Here is a 16,416-nt window from a genome sequence, read left to right as displayed (position 1 = left end):
AGTCGCTGACTATCCGGTTGTTGCCTGCAAAAGAGCCCTTGATTCCTCAAGGGCTCTTTTATTTTCAGGCCATGAGATTTCCACTAGTGAGCCAACGAGCGAGAGAAGCCCTAGCCTATCGGAATCACCAGCGCCGGTTGGTGAGGGTCGCTCAGCCGTTCGGCCAGATAGTCCACCAGCAGCCGCACCTTGGGGGAGAGGTGGCGGTTATGGGGATAGAGGGCCCAGATCCCCTCGGCCGGGGCCCGCAGTTCGGGCAGCAGCTCGATCAGTTCACCTCGGGCCAGATGGTCGCTCACGTAGTAGTCCGGCAGCTGGATGATGCCGATCCCCTTGAGCGCCGCATCCAGCAGGGCGTGGCCACTGTTGCACTGCAACAGGCCGCGCACCCGCACGCTGTGGGGACGACCATCCAGGGTAAAGTGCCACTCGTCGCTGTTGCCCACCAGACAGGTGTGGCGGGTCAGCTCGGAGAGGCTGTTGGGTATACCGTGGCGGGCGGTGTAGGCCGGTGAGGCGCAGACATAGGGCACCCGCTGCGCCAGCTTGCGCGCCACCAGCGTCGAATCCTTGAGGTGGCCGAGCCGCAGCGCCAGATCGTAGCCTTCGTGCACCAGATCCAGCAGCTGGTTGGTAAGGTTAAGGGTCACCTCCAGCTGGGGGAAACGCACCATGAAGTCGTTCACCAGCGGGGCGATGCGGCTCTCGCCGTAGGAGACGGGGGCCGTGATGCGCAGGGTGCCTTGCGGCACCGCCTGATGGCGCCCCACCGCCAGCTCTGCCTCGTAGAGGTTGTCCAGCAGCTGACGGCAGTGGCGATAGTAGATCTCGCCAAGCTCGGTGAGCCGCACCTGACGGGTGGTGCGCAGCAGCAGCTTGGCCTGCAGCCGATCTTCCAGCTGTGCCACCTGACGGCTGACCTGCGCCACCGACACCCCCAGCTTGCGCGCCGCCGGGGTAAAGCCCCCCTGCTCCGCCACGCTGACAAATTCACAGATCCCTTCCCAGCCGAACATTATTACCTGTGTGTAAAAGTGATTTGAGATTTGCCCTCATTATCACCAAATCGGCGGGAAACTACACTGACCGTCCGAACTCATCTCTGTTCACCCTGCTCAACAAGAAGGATGTCATTCATGGCACAGGTTCAAAGCATCAAGTGTAAGGCCGCCATCGCCTGGGGCCCGGGTCAGCCCCTCTCCATCGAAGAAGTGGAAGTCATGCCACCGCAAGCGGGCGAGGTGCGGGTGCGCATCGTCGCGACCGGCGTCTGCCACACCGATGCCTTCACCCTCTCCGGTGAGGATCCGGAAGGGGTCTTCCCCTGCATTCTCGGCCACGAGGGGGGCGGCATCGTCGAATCGGTCGGCGAAGGGGTCACCAGCGTCAAGGTGGGCGATCACGTGATCCCGCTCTACACCCCCGAGTGCGGCGAGTGCAAATTCTGCAAATCCGGCAGGACCAACCTCTGCCAGAAGATCCGCGCCACCCAGGGCAAGGGGCTGATGCCGGACGGCACCACCCGCTTCTCGAAAGATGGCCAGCCCATCTATCACTACATGGGCACCTCCACCTTCAGCGAATACACGGTACTGCCGGAGATCTCCATCGCCAAGGTCGACCCGGCCGCCCCGCTGGAAGAGGTCTGTCTGCTCGGCTGCGGCGTCACCACCGGCATAGGCGCCGTGATGAACACCGCCAAGGTGAAAGAGGGTGAGAGCGTAGCCATCTTCGGACTGGGTGGCATCGGCCTCTCGGCGGTGATCGGGGCTCGTCTGGCCAAGGCCGGTCGCATCATCGCCATCGACATCAACGAGAGCAAATTCGAACTGGCCCGCAAGCTGGGGGCCACCGACTGCATCAACCCGAACGATTACGACAAACCGATTCAGGAGGTGATCGTCGAGCTGACCGATGGCGGCGTCGACTTCTCCTTCGAGTGCATCGGCAACGTCAAGGTAATGCGTGCGGCGCTGGAGTGCTGCCACAAGGGGTGGGGCGAGTCTGTCATCATCGGCGTCGCCGGAGCGGGTCAGGAGATCAGTACCCGTCCGTTCCAACTGGTGACCGGTCGGGTCTGGCGCGGCAGCGCCTTCGGCGGGGTTCGCGGTCGCAGCGAGCTGCCGAGCTATGTACAGCGCTACATGCAGGGCGAGTTCCGTCTCGATGACTTCATCACCCACACCATGGGGCTTGAGCAGATCAACGAGGCGTTCGACCTGATGCATGAAGGCAAGAGCATCCGCACCGTCATCCACTACTGAGCATGATCACCCCGCCCGCCACTGCGGGCGGGGTGCAGGAGTCCTTCGATGAATCTGGAGATTATCAGCAGCAACAAGAGCTTCGGCGGCTGGCACAAGCGCTATCGCCACCACGCCAGCGTGCTCGGCTGCGAGATGAATTTTGCCATCTATCTGCCGCCTCAGGCCCTCACCGGCCAGAAGGTGCCCGTGCTCTACTGGCTCAGCGGCCTCACCTGCACCGATGAGAACTTCATGCAGAAGGCGGGTGCCCAGCGCATTGCCGCCGAGCTCGGCATCGCCATGGTGGCGCCGGACACCAGCCCCCGCGGCGACGGCGTAGCGGACGATCCCGGTTATGACCTCGGCATGGGGGCAGGCTTTTACGTCAATGCCAGCCAGAGCCCCTGGCAGGCGCACTACCAGATGTATGACTACGTCACCCGCGAACTGCCTGACTTGATAGAGACCCACTTCCCGGTCTCGACCCGCCGCGCCATCAGTGGCCACTCCATGGGCGGTCACGGTGCGCTGATCGCCGCGTTGCGGGAGCCCGGTCGCTACCGCTCGGTCTCGGCGTTCAGCCCGATCTGCCACCCGAGCCGCTGCCCCTGGGGCCAGAAGGCGCTCGGCGCCTACCTCGGCAGCAATCCTCTGCTGTGGCAGGAGTGGGATGCCTGCCAACTGCTGCGCCACCAGCCGGTCACGCCGCTACCAACCTTGGTGGATGTGGGGCTGGATGATCCCTTCCTCGCCGAGCAGTTGCATATCGATGCGCTGGCCGAGGTGGCAGCCAGCAAGGAGTGGCCGCTGGAGCTCAACCGCCACGAGGGCTATGACCACAGCTACTACTTCGTGGCGAGCTTTATCGAGGCGCACCTGCGCTTTCACGCCCGCCACCTCTGATCAAAACAGGCCCGTTGCGGGCCTGTTTCAGTTGTGGTGATCGGTTGATATCAGCTGCCCGCTCGGGTCACGCCGCCGGAGCCTGCGATCTGCTGCTCCACCTTGGGATCGCCCCAGTAGGCGATGTTACCTGAGCCGGCGATGCCGACTTTCAGCGTCTCCTGCGCCCGTACCGCCACATCACCACTACCGGCGATATTGACCTCTACCTCGTTGCCGCGCATCTCGCTCCCGAGCACGTCGCCAGATCCGGCAATGTTCAGCTCGATGGCCTGCGCCGAACCGCTGCCCAGCTCCAGACTGCCGGTGCCAGCGATATTCCCTTCCAGCCGTTTCAGCTCCAGCTGACTGGCGACGATGTCACCGGTACCGGCCACCGACAGCACCAGCTCATCGCCCTTGAAGCCGCTCAGATCGCCGTTGCCGGTCCCGGCCAATGCCAGTTCGTTCAACACCGGCAAGGTGATGGTCAGCTCCAGCGGCTCGGTAGGATCGAGCCGGTAACCCTCCTTCACCTCGATCTCCAGCTTGTCACCGCTCTCGGTCAGCACCAGATAGGGCAGCAGGTTCTCCTGCCCCTTGATCAGGATACCGCGCGGCTCCCCCGCGACCAGATGGAGGGTGGCAGGCACCCCCGCCAGCACCCGGGTCACCCCGTCACCAAGCGCCTGCTGGCGCTCGACCACAGCCCCCGCGCCGGTCACTCTGGTCTGATCCAGCCAGTGACAGCCACTGAGCCCTGCCATCAACATGACAACCATCATCCATTTCATCGCTACTCTCCTCCTTATGTGTTGGCCATCCCGGGCCAATTGGTTTTCATGCTCTGCAAAGCGTGAGCCAAAAATTAACCTAATGATTCAAAAGGAAATAACTATTTCACCCAGAACAAACCGAAGAATTCAGAGAGCCATTTAGACCATATTTTGGTGAAAATAACCATTCTCGAACGGATATGATTGTGGCTGATTGGCGGGTCGTCCTGCCGGTCACTATGCTGACAGCCCGTGGAAGTTTTTAATTGCCCTGCCGGTCTGTTGAGCCAATAGTGATACTTCGTGCGTACCAAGCTCTCCATTGCGGTAATCTCATTACCACTGTCTTGTCAGTCTTCACTGCCAACAAGGAGTCAGAGCGTGACCCAAGCAAGCCCTCTCTATGCCACCGCCACCGGTCTGCCGGAACCGACTCGCACCCCGCTGCTGACCGGCAGCGATCCCGAGCAGAAACGGCGCGAGCTGCTCGCCTACTTCTGCCAGACCTTCGATCTCTACGATTCGCTGTTCGACTGTCTGGCCGATGAGCGGGCCTGGTTCAACAAGGCGATCCCGCTGCGCCACCCGCTCATCTTCTACTACGGCCACACCGCCGCCTTCTTTATCAACAAGCTGCTGGCGGCGCGCCTGATCGATCAGCGGCTGGATGCCCGCATCGAGGCCATGGTCGCCATCGGGGTGGACGAGATGAGCTGGGACGATCTGGACGAGACCCACTACGACTGGCCCAAGGTCAGCGAGCTGCGCAGCTATCGGGCCAAAGTCCGTTCGCTGGTGTGCGATTTCATCCGCCAGATGCCGCTCACCCTGCCCATCGACTGGCAGAGCCCGGCCTGGGTGATCCTGATGGGGATAGAGCACGAGCGCATCCACCTCGAGACCTCCAGCGTGCTGATCCGCCAGCTGCCACTCGCCTGGGTGCGACCGCAGCCTTATTGGCCCGCCTGTACCGAAGCCCGCCGCCGCATTGATCAGGTGCCCGCCAACAGCCTGCTGCCGGTGGCCGGCGGCAAGGTGCGCCTTGGCAAGCGGGACGCCACCTACGGCTGGGACAACGAATATGGCGAGCGCCATATCGAGCTGGCCCCGTTTCAGGCCAGCCGCATGCTGGTGAGCAATGCCGAGTACCTCGCCTTCGTCCAGGCGGGCGGCTACGGCCAGCAACCGTGGTGGGATGAGGAGGGATGGGGCTGGTGCCAGTACGCCAAGGCGCAGATGCCCACCTTCTGGGTGGGTGACCCCGCCGAGCCCGAACAATTGCAGCTGCGGCTGATGACCGAGCAGATCGCCATGCCATGGGACTGGCCAGTCGAGGTCAACCAGCTGGAGGCGGCTGCCTTCTGTCGCTGGAAGGCGGCCCGGACCGGACTTCCCATCCAGCTGCCGAGCGAGGCGGAATGGATGCTGCTGCGCGAGCAGCTACCCGGCGATCAGCCGGACTGGACGGAAGCCCCCGGCAATATCAATCTGGCCCGTTTTGCCTCCTCCTGCCCGGTGGATGCCTGCCCGCAAGGGGAGTTCTTCGATCTGGTGGGCAATGTCTGGCAGTGGACCAGCACCGCCATCGATGGCTTCGACGGCTTTAAAATCCACCCGCTCTACGACGACTTCTCCACCCCCACCTTTGATGGCAAGCACACCCTGATCAAGGGGGGCAGCTGGATCAGCACAGGTAACGAAGCGCTCAAATCATCCCGTTACGCCTTCCGGCGTCACTTCTTCCAGCATGCGGGTTTCCGCTATCTGGTCTCCCGTTATCAGGAACCCGTTATCGTGAATCCCTATGAAACCGACACGCTGGTCGCTCAGTACCTCGACTTCCAGTACGGCCCGAGCCACTTCGGGGTAGCCAACTACGCCAAGACGCTTGCTGATCTTGCTGGCGAGCTGTGCAGCAACCACCAGCGGGCGCTGGATATCGGCTGCGCCACCGGCCGCGCCAGTTTCGAACTGGCTCGCTACTTCCAGCATGTGGACGGGGTGGACTACTCGGCCCGCTTCATCGATGTGGCGCTGGCCCTCGCCAGTCAGGACAGTTTCCGCTACGCCATTCCGCTGGAGGGTGAACTGGTGGAGTATTGCGAGGCGCGCCTGTCGAGCCACGGGCTGGGGGCAAGTCAGGCTGAGCGCATCCACTTCAGTCAGGGGGATGCCTGCAACCTCAAACCCAAATATGACCACTACGATCTGGTGCTCGCCTCCAACCTGATCGACCGGCTGCGGGAGCCCGCCCGCTTCCTGCGGGATATCGCCCCCCGGCTGCGCAGCGGTGGCCTGCTGGTGCTCACCAGCCCCTACACCTGGCTGGCGGAATATACCCCGCCCGCCAACTGGCTCGGCGGTATTCGCGAAAACGGCGAGGCGCTCACCACCTATCAGGCGCTGCAACGGCTGCTGGCGGCGGAGTTCGAGGAGCACTGCCCGCCCCGGGATGTGCCCTTCGTCATCCGCGAGACCGCCCGCAAATACCAGCATACGGTGGCGCAGCTGACCGTCTGGCGCAAACGCTAATCCGCCGATCGGCATGCAGATGAGAAGAGGGAGGCCAACGGGCCTCCCTCTTGTTATGGCAGTCAAAACGGCGCGAGTATCAATGCCCCTGCTCGTGATAGCGGCGGGCCAGCACGGCGCAGACCATCAGCTGGATCTGGTGGAAAATCATCAGCGGCAAGACCATGACACCGACGCTGGCGGCCGGGAACATGACGTTGGCCATCGGCACCCCGTTGGCGAGACTCTTTTTCGAGCCGCAGAAGACGATGGTGATCTCGTCCGCCTTGTCGAAGCCGAGGCGGCGGCTGATCCAGACGTTCCAGCAGAGCACCAGCGCCAGCAAGACGCAGCTCAGCAGCACGATACTGGCCAGATCGTACCAGCCTACCTGATGCCAGATCCCCTGCACCACCGCCTCGCTGAAGGCGACGTAGACCACCAGCAGAATGGAGCTCTGATCCAGCTTGCCGATGAGCGGCCGGTGACTGTCGACCCAGCGACCGATCAGCGGGCGCGACAGGTGGCCGACCACAAACGGCAGCATCAGCTGCATCATGATGGACTGGATAGAGTGCCAGGTGTCGATCCCCTCCCCCTGCACGTGGATCATCATCCCCACCAGCACCGGCGAGAGAAAGATACCGAGGATGCTGGAGGCCGAGGCGCTGCACACCGCCGCCGACACATTGCCCCCCGCCATCGAGGTGAAGGCGATGGCCGACTGCACGGTGGCAGGCAGAGCGCAGAGATAGAGGAAGCCGAGGTAGATAGCCGGGCTCAGCCAGCCCGGTACCAGCGGGGTGAGCAGCAGCCCGAGCAGCGGAAACAGCACGAAGGTGCTGAGCATCACCACCAGATGGAGCCGCCAGTGGCCGAGGCCTGCCAGCAGGTTCTGGCGCGACAGCTTGGCGCCATGCATGAAGAACAGGAGCGCCACCGCCAGCTTGGTCAGCAGACCGAACCAGACGGCTACCTGCCCCTCGCAGGGAAAGAGGGAGGCCAGAGTGACCACCGCAATCAGCACAACAGTAAAGGGATCCAGACGCACGAAAGGTCTCCATCAGAAGGGCATCCTGCAGCCATAGCGACAGTCAGGATTGGGGAGGGCAAGAAACAGAGCGGGAGATGTCTGGCACCTCCCGCTAAAACGAACCTCCAGCTTACCCCGATAACGGAGAGGCGCAAAGTTGAGCGGCGAATAATTGTTCATCAATGCTTAACGCATTCGCCATATTGCACAGCAAAAGTTGACGATAAAACGGCTGTGACAGCTACCCAACGGCTAAAAATGGATAAAAAAACGGGCGACCAAGGCCGCCCGTTCCGCTTTTTCACCCAGCCGATCAGCGCTGGCTGGCCAGCTTGCCGTTGCCGGTTTTCTTCTCATTGCCGGCGAGCTTGCGGGCTTGGCGCTTCTCGAAGCGGGAGATCCACCAGTAGGCCAGCGCCGAGAAGACCGCGGTCATAAAGACGTTGATGAAGAAGGCGCGCACCAGATCCACCCCGGCCGGGAAGGCGGAGGCGCTCATGCTCACCACGAAGATGGCGATCAGCACCGACACCACGCCCATCCCGAACTTGCGCGACCCCATGCGGAAGTCGCGCGGGGTGTCGTCATGTTTCCAGCGGAACACGAAGTAGGCCACCATGATGAAGATCGGCGGCAACATGGCGGTGCCGGCGGTGAGGTTGATGGCGGTGTTCATCATCTGCTGCACCGACTCGGAGCCGAAGCCGTTGACCACCAGCATCGCGAACACGAAGACAAACTGCCACCAGGCGGCGCGCACCGGCACGCCGTGCTCGTTGAGCTGGGTGGTCTTCTCGCCGTAAACCCCCTGCGGGATCTCGGAGAAGTGGATCTTCACCGGCGCCGAGGTCCACATCATCATGGAACCGAACATGGCGATAAACAGCACCACGCCGACGAAGCGGCCCACCAGCGCCTCGGAGAGCCCGAAATACTGCGCCATGCCGGTGAAGATCTCCACCATGCCGCCGGCATAGGTGAGGCTCTCGCGCGGTACGAACACGTTCACCAACAGGGAACCAACCGCATACATGGCACCGATGACGATACCCGCACTGATGATCACCTTGATAAAGGACTTCTGGCCCCCCTTCACGTCATTGAGGTAGGCCGCCGCCGTCTCGGCACCACCCGCCGCCTGGAAGATCCAGCACATGATGCCGAGCGTCGCCCAGTTGACGGTGGGAGTCATCGCCTCCAGCGTGATGGGCTGGGCCGGTACATGATCGCCACTCAGGGCCATCAGGGCACCCAGCACATAGATGGCGAACAGGGCAAACACCCCGTAGGCCACGATCTCGGCAATCTTGCCGAGCCAGCTCGCCCCCTTGGTGGATATGTGGGTCGCCGCCGCAAACAGCACGATGGAGATGATCGAGGTGACCATGGGCGAGAAGCTGTACTCATAGCCCAGCATGGCGTAGGAGGCGTAGGCGATGACGTTGGGCAGCAGGGAGACAAACCAGAACAGGTTCACGAACCAGTAGAGAAACGAACCCAGATAGGCCATCCGGGTGCCGAGCGGCTTTTTCAGCCAGTCGTACATCCCCGACTCGGAGTTTTTATTGGCCGAAACGAACTCGGCAATGATGAAAACGAACGGGATGAAGTAGACGATGGTCGCCAGCAGGAAGATGGGGGCTGAGCTGAGCCCCAGCTCGATGTTGTTGTTGACGATGTTGCGCACGTTGAACACGGCGGCAAAGGTCATCGACAACAGGGCAAACTTGCCTATGGTGCCGCGTACGGATTCAGACATGGTGTCCTCCAGTGGACTTGCGCTCCCTGCGGGTAACGCTGTGACTCTGTGATGTGTTTGGCAAGGGTCTGTCGGCCCCGCGCTTTACTCTCTTGTTATGATCGGGCCGCGTGGACGGCCTCGTTGCTGAACCGGTACCGTCTCCCGCACCGGCTCGCAATACCATTCAGACGATCGGGGTGCCCGGCGCCATCGGCACCCGCGGTTGCAACAGCACGCTCTGGCTCTCGTCCGGGGTCTCGGCGCAGAGCAACATGCACTCGGATCGCTCGCCGCGCATCTTGGTGGGCTTGAGGTTGGTCAGCACCACCACCTCGCTGCCCATCAGCTCCTCTTCGCTGTAGTAAGGCACCAGACTGGTGACGGTCTGCAGCGGCCGCTCGCCACCCACATCGATCTGGACGATGTAGAGTTTGTCGGCCCCGGGGTGACGCACCACCTCCAGCACCTTGCCCACCTTCATCTCGACCCGTTTGAATTCGGCAAACTCGATCGTCTCGCTCATTCTCTTTTCCTTTTCTGGTTCAACGGTTTGCGGGTGGCCAACGGCCACCCGGTTTGATTGGAATTCAATGCAGTGCCTATGGCGTCTGCATGGCAACCTGCGCCGCCGGCTGGGCCTCTTTCGCGCGTGCTTCGGCGCTAAGGGAGGCCTCGTATCTGTTGTATTTCCACCAGGCGAAGCCGAGGAAAATCACGATCCCGCCGACGTTGTAGAAGATGATGGTCATGATGTCGGCACCGGTCGGGAAGGTGGAGGCGAGGAAGCCCACCGAGAAGATGGCGATCAACACCGAGACCACGGCGATGCCGGTAGTGCGCGAACCCATCTTGAACTCACGCGGCAGGTGGTCGAGCTTCAGGCGCAGATTGAGGTAGGCCAGCATGATGAACAGCGGCGGCAGCATGGAGGCGGCAGCGGTCATGTTGATGACGGTGTTCATCAGATCCTGCGCGGTGTTGGAGCCCAGGGTCGGGATCACCATCAGTGGCAGCACTATGAGGTACTGGATCCAGGCTGCACGGGCAGGCACGCCGTTCTCGTTGAGCTCGACCGTCTTCTTGCCGAAGATGCCGGCCGGGATCTCGGAGAAGAAGATCTTCACCGGGGTCGCGGTCCACATCAGCAGAGAGCCGAACATGGCGGTGAAGGAGACCAGCCCGACGAAGCGGTTCATCAGGATCTCCGGCAGGCCGAAGTAGGCTGCCAGCCCCTCGAACACTTGCACCGAGCCGCCGGTATATTTCAGGGTGCCGCTCGGCACGAACACATTGATCAACAGCGACGCGATGGAGTAGAGCACGCCGATAAAGATCCCGGCGACGATGATCACCTTCACGAAGGACTTGGAGCCACCTTTCACGTCATTGACGTAGACCGCCACCGACTCGGCGCCACCGGCTGCCATAAAGATCCAGGTGGTGATGCCGAGGAAGGCCCAGCTGAAATCGGGGACCATGGCCTCTACCGTGATGGGGTCAGCCGGTTGCACGCCGCCCACCAGTGCCGCACCCGCCAGCAGAATGTAGGAGAGGGTCAGCAGCAGCATCAGGGACGAGGTCACCGAGGTGATGGGGCCGAGCATCTTGGCGCCGTTGGTGGAGACGTAGGTGGCAAAGGCGAACAGCACCATGCTCAATGCCGTGGTCGCCACCGGGGTGAGAATGTACTCGTAGCCGAGGAAGGCATAGGAGGCGTAGGCGATGACCCGCGGCAGCAGCGAGGTGAAGAAGAAGAGGTTCACGAACCAGTAGGTGTAGGCCGAGATAAAGGCCCAGCGACCGCCGAGGGAGCTCTTCACCCAGGCATAGACGCCCGCTTCGGAGTTCTTATTCAGTGACACAAATTCCGCAATGATCAGGCAAAACGGAATGAAGTAAAAAATGGTGGCCAGAAAGAACATCGGGGCCGAGGCCAGACCGATCTCGATGTTGTTGTTGATGACGTTGTTGAAGCTGAATACCGCCGCGAAGGTGAGCGACAGCAGACCAAACTTGCCTATCGTATTGCGTTTGGAATCAGACATGGTGCATCTCCAGACCTGTAGTTATCTAGCGAAAGAGCGGGGCATGATTTGTAGGGTGAGCCCCGCTCTTCCGGCTTTTGTCAGTGCAGAACCGGCGGCTTGTTATTTGTTCTTGAAGTAGCCGCCTTCAACGGTGACCTTGATGATCACCTTGCGCACCGGCGCATCGCCGACGAAGCGGTAGGCCTCGTCGTTCTCGAAGATCACCACCTGCCCATTGCCGACCTGCTGGCGCTCACGCACCTCACCGGCCAGCCACTCGCGGTCGGTGGTATCGTCATAGGCCTGCTCGACCGCCAGCTCGCTCTTGGCAGCCCACTCCACCGTCTCTGCCCCTTCCAGGTAGTAGTGAACGTCGAAGTAACGGCGCTGCCCCTCGAACAGGGAGGTGGCCGGGCTGGCCCCCTCCTGCAAGCGATAGGTGAGGGAGTCACCGATGGAGTGGCAGATGCCGGGCTTGAGGTTCGGCAGGTTGTTGATGGCCTCCACGCAGCGGCCCCACTTCTTGCCCTCCCGGTAGATGTTTTTGAACAGGGTCAGGTTGTCCAGGGTGATCATGCGAGGTTCCTCCCGCCGTTGATGGTGAGATCGAGCCCGGCCAGCGCAGCCGGATTGAGGTTGCCACGGGCGATGGGCAGCAGGGTCAGGCCGAAGCTGAACGGCTCGAAGCGCACCCGCCAGGAGTCCAGCACCTCGGAGCCCCAGGAGTTGGAGCCGAGCCCCAGCACCTTGTGATCCAGATTGAGGGTGAGATAACCGCTCGGTTCCAGCTCGTTGATGTGCTGCGCCGCGTGGATATGCTCCCAGCTGTAGGGCCAGACGCTGAAGTTGATGGGGGCATCTGGCCGCACGTAGAGACCGGCGCCGTGGCGGTTGGTCAGGGTCGCCCAGCGCACCTGCTGGCGGTTGCCGTTGTCCTGCGGGAAGGGGTAGTGCTCCCACATCTCGCTGACTGTGCTCTGGAAGCTGTCGATCCAGTTGCTCTGGCGGCTGTCCTGATAGTTTTCACCCGGCCCCATGCCGTAGTAGTGCACCCGGTCGAGATCCTGGCGAATACCCAGCTCGAAGCCGATCTTGGGGATGATGTCGTCATAACCGCCGTAGGGCTGGCCGGAGAGTGCCACGTGCAGCTGGCCATTCGGGCTCAGGGTGTAGACGTAACGGCAACGCATGCCGAAGTCGAACACCGGCGGCGCGATCAGGCTCTCGACCGTCACCTCGACCGCCTCGCCCAGCTGACGCCAGCTCAGAGTGCGGAAGTGCTCCTGCATGATCTGCAGGTGGTTCGGGTGCCACAGGCTCTCGTACTCCTGCTTGTGGTTGTCGATCATTGGCTTGAAGAAGGTGAGGCGCGGCGCCCGCTCGATGAGCTCGATACCATCCTGCTGCCAGCTCACCAGCTTGCCGTCGAGGCGCGAGAAGCGCAGGGCAAAGCCGCTTCCGCTCAAGGTCAGGTCGAGGCGCTCGTCGGCGATATGCAACGGAGTGGCGTTGGGGTTGGCAAAGGGTCGCAGCTGGCGAGTCGACTCTTTCAGCTGGAACTGGTACTGGCCCAACTCGTGCTCCGCCGCGCTGTAGCGGGTGGCAGTGGCCTTGATGACCCGCATCTGGACGAAGGTTTCCCGCCCATCAAGCGTGGGCAATTCGAGTTGCAGCTCGGCGATAGCACCGGGAGCAATCCCTTCCAACCGGATTTGCTGGCTGGCCAGCAGCTCGCCTTCGGCCTTCACCTCGACCAGCAGGCGGATGTCGTCGAGAGTGGAGAACCAGTAGCGGTTTTCCACTGCCAGCTTGCCGCTGGCCAGATCCAGAGCGCGCACCTTGACCGGGCAGATCACCTGCTTGTATTCGCGCAGGCCCGGCCCCGGGGTTTGATCCGGATAGATGAGGCCATCCATGCAGAAGTTGTAGTTGTTGGGATAGTCGCCATAGTCGCCACCGTACTTGTAGACGGGGCGGCCCTGCTCGTCCTGATCCAGAATGCCGTGATCGCACCACTCCCAGATGTAGTGGCCCTGAATGTGGGGATGGCGGTCGAACACCTGCTGATATTCGCTAAGACCGCCCGGGCCGTTGCCCATGGCGTGGGCGTATTCACAGAGGATGCGTGGCTTGGCCATCGGGAACTCGCCGAAGCAGTTCATCTGGGAGACGCGGGAATACATGGTGCTCACCACATCCACTACCTCGGCATCGCGATCCTCTTCGTAGTGCACCAGCCGGGTCGGGTCGATCGCCTTGCAGCGCTGGTACATGGCTCTGATGTTGCAGCCGTAACCGGACTCGTTGCCGAGCGACCAGATGATGATGGAGGGGTGGTTCTTCTGGGCGTGCACGTGGCGCTCGATGCGATCCACGAACACCGGCTCCCAGAAGGGGTCATCGGTGATGCGGCTGAGATCGCCGACGTTGGCAAAACCGTGGGTCTCCACGTCGGTCTCCGCCATCACGAACAGACCGTACTGGTCACACAGCTCGTAGAAACGCGGGTCGTTCGGATAGTGGGCAGTGCGCACCGAGTTGAGGTTGTGCTGCTTCATCAGCACGATATCGCGTTCAACACGGTCCATACCGACCGCGCGGCTCTTGAGGTGGTCGTTGTCGTGACGGTTCACCCCGTGCAGCTTGAAGTAGTGACCATTGACGTAGAAGAGGCCATCCTTGACCTTGATTTCACGCACCCCGACCCGCTGCGGGATCACTTCCAGCAGCTCACCCTGACCGTTGTAGAGGGAGAGTTGCAGCTGGTAGAGGTAAGGATCTTCGGCGCTCCACAGATGGGGATTGGCCAGATCCAGCGTGAAGCGGCAATCACACTTGCCGTCGATGGCGAGATGATCGAGCGAACCGCTGGCGATCTCGCGGCCTTGATCCAGCAGCGACCAGACCAGACGGTGATCACGGGCGGCCGCCCCCAGGTTCTCGAGCTGGATATCGCAGCTCAGGGTAGCGCTCTGATTGTCATCGGCCAGCGCGGTGCGGATGAAGAAGTCCTGCACATGGGCGGCCGGTTTGCCCACCAGATAGACGTCGCGGAAGATCCCCGCCATCCACCACATGTCCTGATCTTCGATATAGGTGGAGTCGGCCCACTGCATCACCCGCACTGACAGCAGGTTCTCGCCAACCTTGGCGTAGGCACTGATATCGAACTCGGCGGTGAGACGGCTGCCCTTGCTGAAGCCGACGTAGTGGCCGTTCACATAGACCTCGAAGTAGGTCTCCACCCCGTCAAACTTGATGATCACCTGCTCGCCGTCCCAGGCCGGGCTCAACATGAAGCTGCGCTGATAGGCGCCGGTGGGGTTGTTGGTCGGCACGAAGGGCACGTCGATGGGGAAGGGAAAACCTTCGTCGGTGTACTGCAGCTGACCATGTCCTTCCATCTGCCACATGTTGGGCACGGTGATCTGGCCCCACTCGCTCATGGGGCTGTGATAGAAGGCCTCCGGCACCTGCAGGGGGTGGTCAAAGTAGTGGAACTGCCACTGGCCGCCAAGGCTCAGAAAACGACGGCTCAGCTCGCGCTGCATGGTTGCCGCCAGCGCGTGGTCGGCATAAGAGAAGAAGTAGGCGCGCGGAGCCAGCCTGTTTTCACCAACGAATTGGACGTTTTCCCAGTTATTCACATGTCCTCCCGGAACAAGGCAACGTTAACTGGGTAAACTCTAGATAAACATTTACTAAATATCAGCTTTGGATTGGTAAAGTTTTAACCTGATCACAATGAACAGATGGTTTTGTGAGCGAGATCAGAAGCGGGAGATAAAGGAGGGCAAGATATGGAGGAGTGGCATGGATGTTGATAACAGTTGGCTGACTAGCAATAAAATCAACTATAAAACAATATGATATGAAGTTGTTGGATGATATGGGAAAGAGGTTTGCTTGGGAGAGGTGTCGCACCACCGCAAGATGGTGCGACTAAAAAGCAGAATATTTTACTAAAATCAGCGAGTAGTGCCGCGCAGGGTCAACTTGCTCGGTACCAACACCCGGAGTGGAATATCCCGCTCGTCTCGCAGCCGCTCAACCAGCAGATTGACCCCCTGGGTGCCCATCAACTCGGAGTGGATCCGCACCGTTGAGAGCGGCGGGAAGGTGAACTTGGCGGTCGGGATATCGTTGACGCTGATAAGCTCTATTTGCTGGGGAATCGCCAGTCCCTTCTCATGAATGGCACGCAGCACGCCAATGGCGATGGAGTCGGAGGCGACGAACAGCGCCTTGGGCCAATCCCCTGCCAACATCTCTTTTGCCAACTGGTAGCCGGAAGCGCTGGAGAAGTCCCCGCGATAGAGGTCGCTCTCCTGCACCACCCCCAGCCGCTGGCCATAATCGCGGAAGGCCAGTTCGCGCAGATCCGGATGCTCATCCTGGCCACCGATATAACCGATACGCTGGTGCCCCTGCGCGATGAAGTAATCGACGACCTGCTGGCTGATCAGGGCGAGATCCACATCAACCGAGTCGAACTCTCCCTGTGAACGGCAGTCGACAAACACCAGCTGGCTGGAACAAGCCCTGAGCTGGGCCAGACGCTCGGATGTGAGTGTGCCGACCACCAGAATGCCATCCACGGCGCTCAGCTCGCGCCCTTCACCACAGTTGTAGAGATGGGTCAGCTCGATATTGAGGCGAGCACTCTGGGTCTCGATGCCATAACGGATAGCGAGATAGTAGGGATCGTTGACCTCGGTACTCTGGGGATAGGCATAGACCACCAGAAAGTGCAGCTTGCTCTTGTGTACCCCCTTGCGGGCGCTGCTGGTCTTGTACTCCAGCCGTTCGGCAATCTCGAAGATCCGCTGCTTGGTCTCTTCCTTGACGCTCAGGCTGGGATCCTCGTTCAGTACCCGGGATACCGTGGCGAGAGAAACCCCCGCTTCCTGTGCAATTTCCTTCAACGTAGCCATCAATACCTCGCTGGCAGCATCACGTGTTAATCGGCAACGGCTAAAGAGTAACGGGCAATCCCTTGATAGCCCAGCACTTTTACTAAAATGCCGGCGGCAGGGCAGTTTTTTGAATTGCAGAAATGCAAAAAGGCCTCCCGAATGGGAGGCCTCTTCTAAATAGGTGCCTGACAGTGTCCTACTCTCGCATGGCGAATGCCACACTACCATCGGCGCTACCGCGTTTCACTTCTGAGTTCGGCATGGGATCAGGTGGTTCCACGGCG

12 protein-coding genes and 1 rRNA gene are annotated in these 16,416 nt (G+C 61.1%); 3 read left to right on the top strand and 10 right to left on the bottom strand.

What is annotated here, in order from left to right; genetic code table 11:
- Positions 1-110: 110 nt before the first annotated feature.
- Complete coding sequence (locus tag AB5Y86_RS19345; protein ID WP_368193833.1) at positions 111-1,016, bottom strand: LysR substrate-binding domain-containing protein; 906 nt, start codon at positions 1,014-1,016, stop codon at positions 111-113.
- A 120-nt stretch (positions 1,017-1,136) separates the two neighbouring features.
- Here AB5Y86_RS19345 and AB5Y86_RS19340 point away from each other — a divergent pair, with 120 nt between their 5' ends.
- Positions 1,137-2,264: an S-(hydroxymethyl)glutathione dehydrogenase/class III alcohol dehydrogenase gene (locus tag AB5Y86_RS19340; protein WP_368193832.1), complete on the top strand. Its 1,128-nt coding sequence runs from the start codon at positions 1,137-1,139 to the stop codon at positions 2,262-2,264.
- A 48-nt stretch (positions 2,265-2,312) separates the two neighbouring features.
- Positions 2,313-3,149, top strand: a complete 837-nt coding sequence (fghA, locus tag AB5Y86_RS19335) for an S-formylglutathione hydrolase (RefSeq protein WP_368193831.1) — start codon at positions 2,313-2,315, stop codon at positions 3,147-3,149.
- A 50-nt stretch (positions 3,150-3,199) separates the two neighbouring features.
- Here the strand turns inward: fghA and AB5Y86_RS19330 are convergent, their stop codons facing one another.
- A complete protein-coding gene (locus AB5Y86_RS19330) occupies positions 3,200-3,922 on the bottom strand; it encodes a head GIN domain-containing protein (protein WP_368193830.1) in 723 nt (240 codons plus the stop codon).
- Positions 3,923-4,285: 363 nt separating this feature from the next.
- On the opposite strand from AB5Y86_RS19330, the gene ovoA reads away from it, so the two are divergent.
- A complete protein-coding gene (gene ovoA, locus AB5Y86_RS19325) occupies positions 4,286-6,436 on the top strand; it encodes a 5-histidylcysteine sulfoxide synthase (protein ID WP_368193829.1) in 2,151 nt (716 codons plus the stop codon).
- A 79-nt stretch (positions 6,437-6,515) separates the two neighbouring features.
- On the opposite strand, the gene AB5Y86_RS19320 is transcribed toward ovoA, so the two are convergent.
- The 8 genes from AB5Y86_RS19320 to rrf all read right to left on the bottom strand — a co-directional run.
- Positions 6,516-7,466: a bile acid:sodium symporter family protein gene (locus AB5Y86_RS19320; protein WP_016349038.1), complete on the bottom strand. Its 951-nt coding sequence runs from the start codon at positions 7,464-7,466 to the stop codon at positions 6,516-6,518.
- A gap of 295 nt (positions 7,467-7,761) precedes the next feature.
- Positions 7,762-9,207 carry an amino acid permease gene (locus AB5Y86_RS19315; protein WP_040067598.1) on the bottom strand — a complete coding sequence of 482 codons (1,446 nt, stop codon included), beginning with the start codon at positions 9,205-9,207 and terminating at the stop codon, positions 7,762-7,764.
- Between the two features lie 166 nt (positions 9,208-9,373).
- Entirely contained in the window at positions 9,374-9,712 is a 339-nt protein-coding gene (locus AB5Y86_RS19310; RefSeq protein ID WP_005342042.1) for a tRNA-binding protein, read from the bottom strand.
- Positions 9,713-9,788: 76 nt separating this feature from the next.
- Complete coding sequence (locus tag AB5Y86_RS19305) at positions 9,789-11,234, bottom strand: amino acid permease (RefSeq protein ID WP_236342141.1); 1,446 nt, start codon at positions 11,232-11,234, stop codon at positions 9,789-9,791.
- A 102-nt stretch (positions 11,235-11,336) separates the two neighbouring features.
- On the bottom strand, positions 11,337-11,792 hold the full coding sequence (locus tag AB5Y86_RS19300; RefSeq protein WP_045522468.1) for a beta-galactosidase subunit beta: 456 nt from the start codon (positions 11,790-11,792) through the stop codon (positions 11,337-11,339).
- Positions 11,789-14,863, bottom strand: a complete 3,075-nt coding sequence (gene ebgA / locus AB5Y86_RS19295) for a beta-galactosidase subunit alpha (RefSeq protein WP_368193827.1) — start codon at positions 14,861-14,863, stop codon at positions 11,789-11,791. The genes AB5Y86_RS19300 and ebgA overlap by 4 nt, the downstream gene beginning before the upstream one ends.
- A gap of 321 nt (positions 14,864-15,184) precedes the next feature.
- Entirely contained in the window at positions 15,185-16,150 is a 966-nt protein-coding gene (gene ebgR, locus AB5Y86_RS19290; RefSeq protein WP_236322664.1) for a transcriptional regulator EbgR, read from the bottom strand.
- Positions 16,151-16,315: 165 nt separating this feature from the next.
- Positions 16,316-16,416: ribosomal RNA gene (gene rrf / locus AB5Y86_RS19285) — 5S ribosomal RNA — on the bottom strand; the annotation flags it as partial.

Origin of the sequence: Aeromonas sp. s8, assembly GCF_040907785.1 — a bacterium.
Classification (GTDB): Bacteria; Pseudomonadota; Gammaproteobacteria; order Enterobacterales; family Aeromonadaceae; genus Aeromonas; species Aeromonas veronii.
Note: the sequence above shows the minus strand (reverse complement) of the source record. Positions and strands in the feature narration are given on the sequence as shown.

Bases quoted from the DNA above. Each gene is read 5' to 3' on its own strand.
- AB5Y86_RS19345 (WP_368193833.1), bottom strand. From the start codon at position 1,016: ATGTTCGGCTGGGAAGGGATCTGTGAATTTGTCAGCGTGGCGGAGCAG.
- AB5Y86_RS19340 (WP_368193832.1), top strand. From the start codon at position 1,137: ATGGCACAGGTTCAAAGCATCAAGTGTAAGGCCGCCATCGCCTGGGGC.
- fghA (WP_368193831.1), top strand. From the start codon at position 2,313: ATGAATCTGGAGATTATCAGCAGCAACAAGAGCTTCGGCGGCTGGCAC.
- AB5Y86_RS19330 (WP_368193830.1), bottom strand. From the start codon at position 3,922: ATGAAATGGATGATGGTTGTCATGTTGATGGCAGGGCTCAGTGGCTGT.
- AB5Y86_RS19315 (WP_040067598.1), bottom strand. From the start codon at position 9,207: ATGTCTGAATCCGTACGCGGCACCATAGGCAAGTTTGCCCTGTTGTCG.
- AB5Y86_RS19310 (WP_005342042.1), bottom strand. From the start codon at position 9,712: ATGAGCGAGACGATCGAGTTTGCCGAATTCAAACGGGTCGAGATGAAG.
- AB5Y86_RS19305 (WP_236342141.1), bottom strand. From the start codon at position 11,234: ATGTCTGATTCCAAACGCAATACGATAGGCAAGTTTGGTCTGCTGTCG.
- AB5Y86_RS19300 (WP_045522468.1), bottom strand. From the start codon at position 11,792: ATGATCACCCTGGACAACCTGACCCTGTTCAAAAACATCTACCGGGAG.
- ebgR (WP_236322664.1), bottom strand. From the start codon at position 16,150: ATGGCTACGTTGAAGGAAATTGCACAGGAAGCGGGGGTTTCTCTCGCC.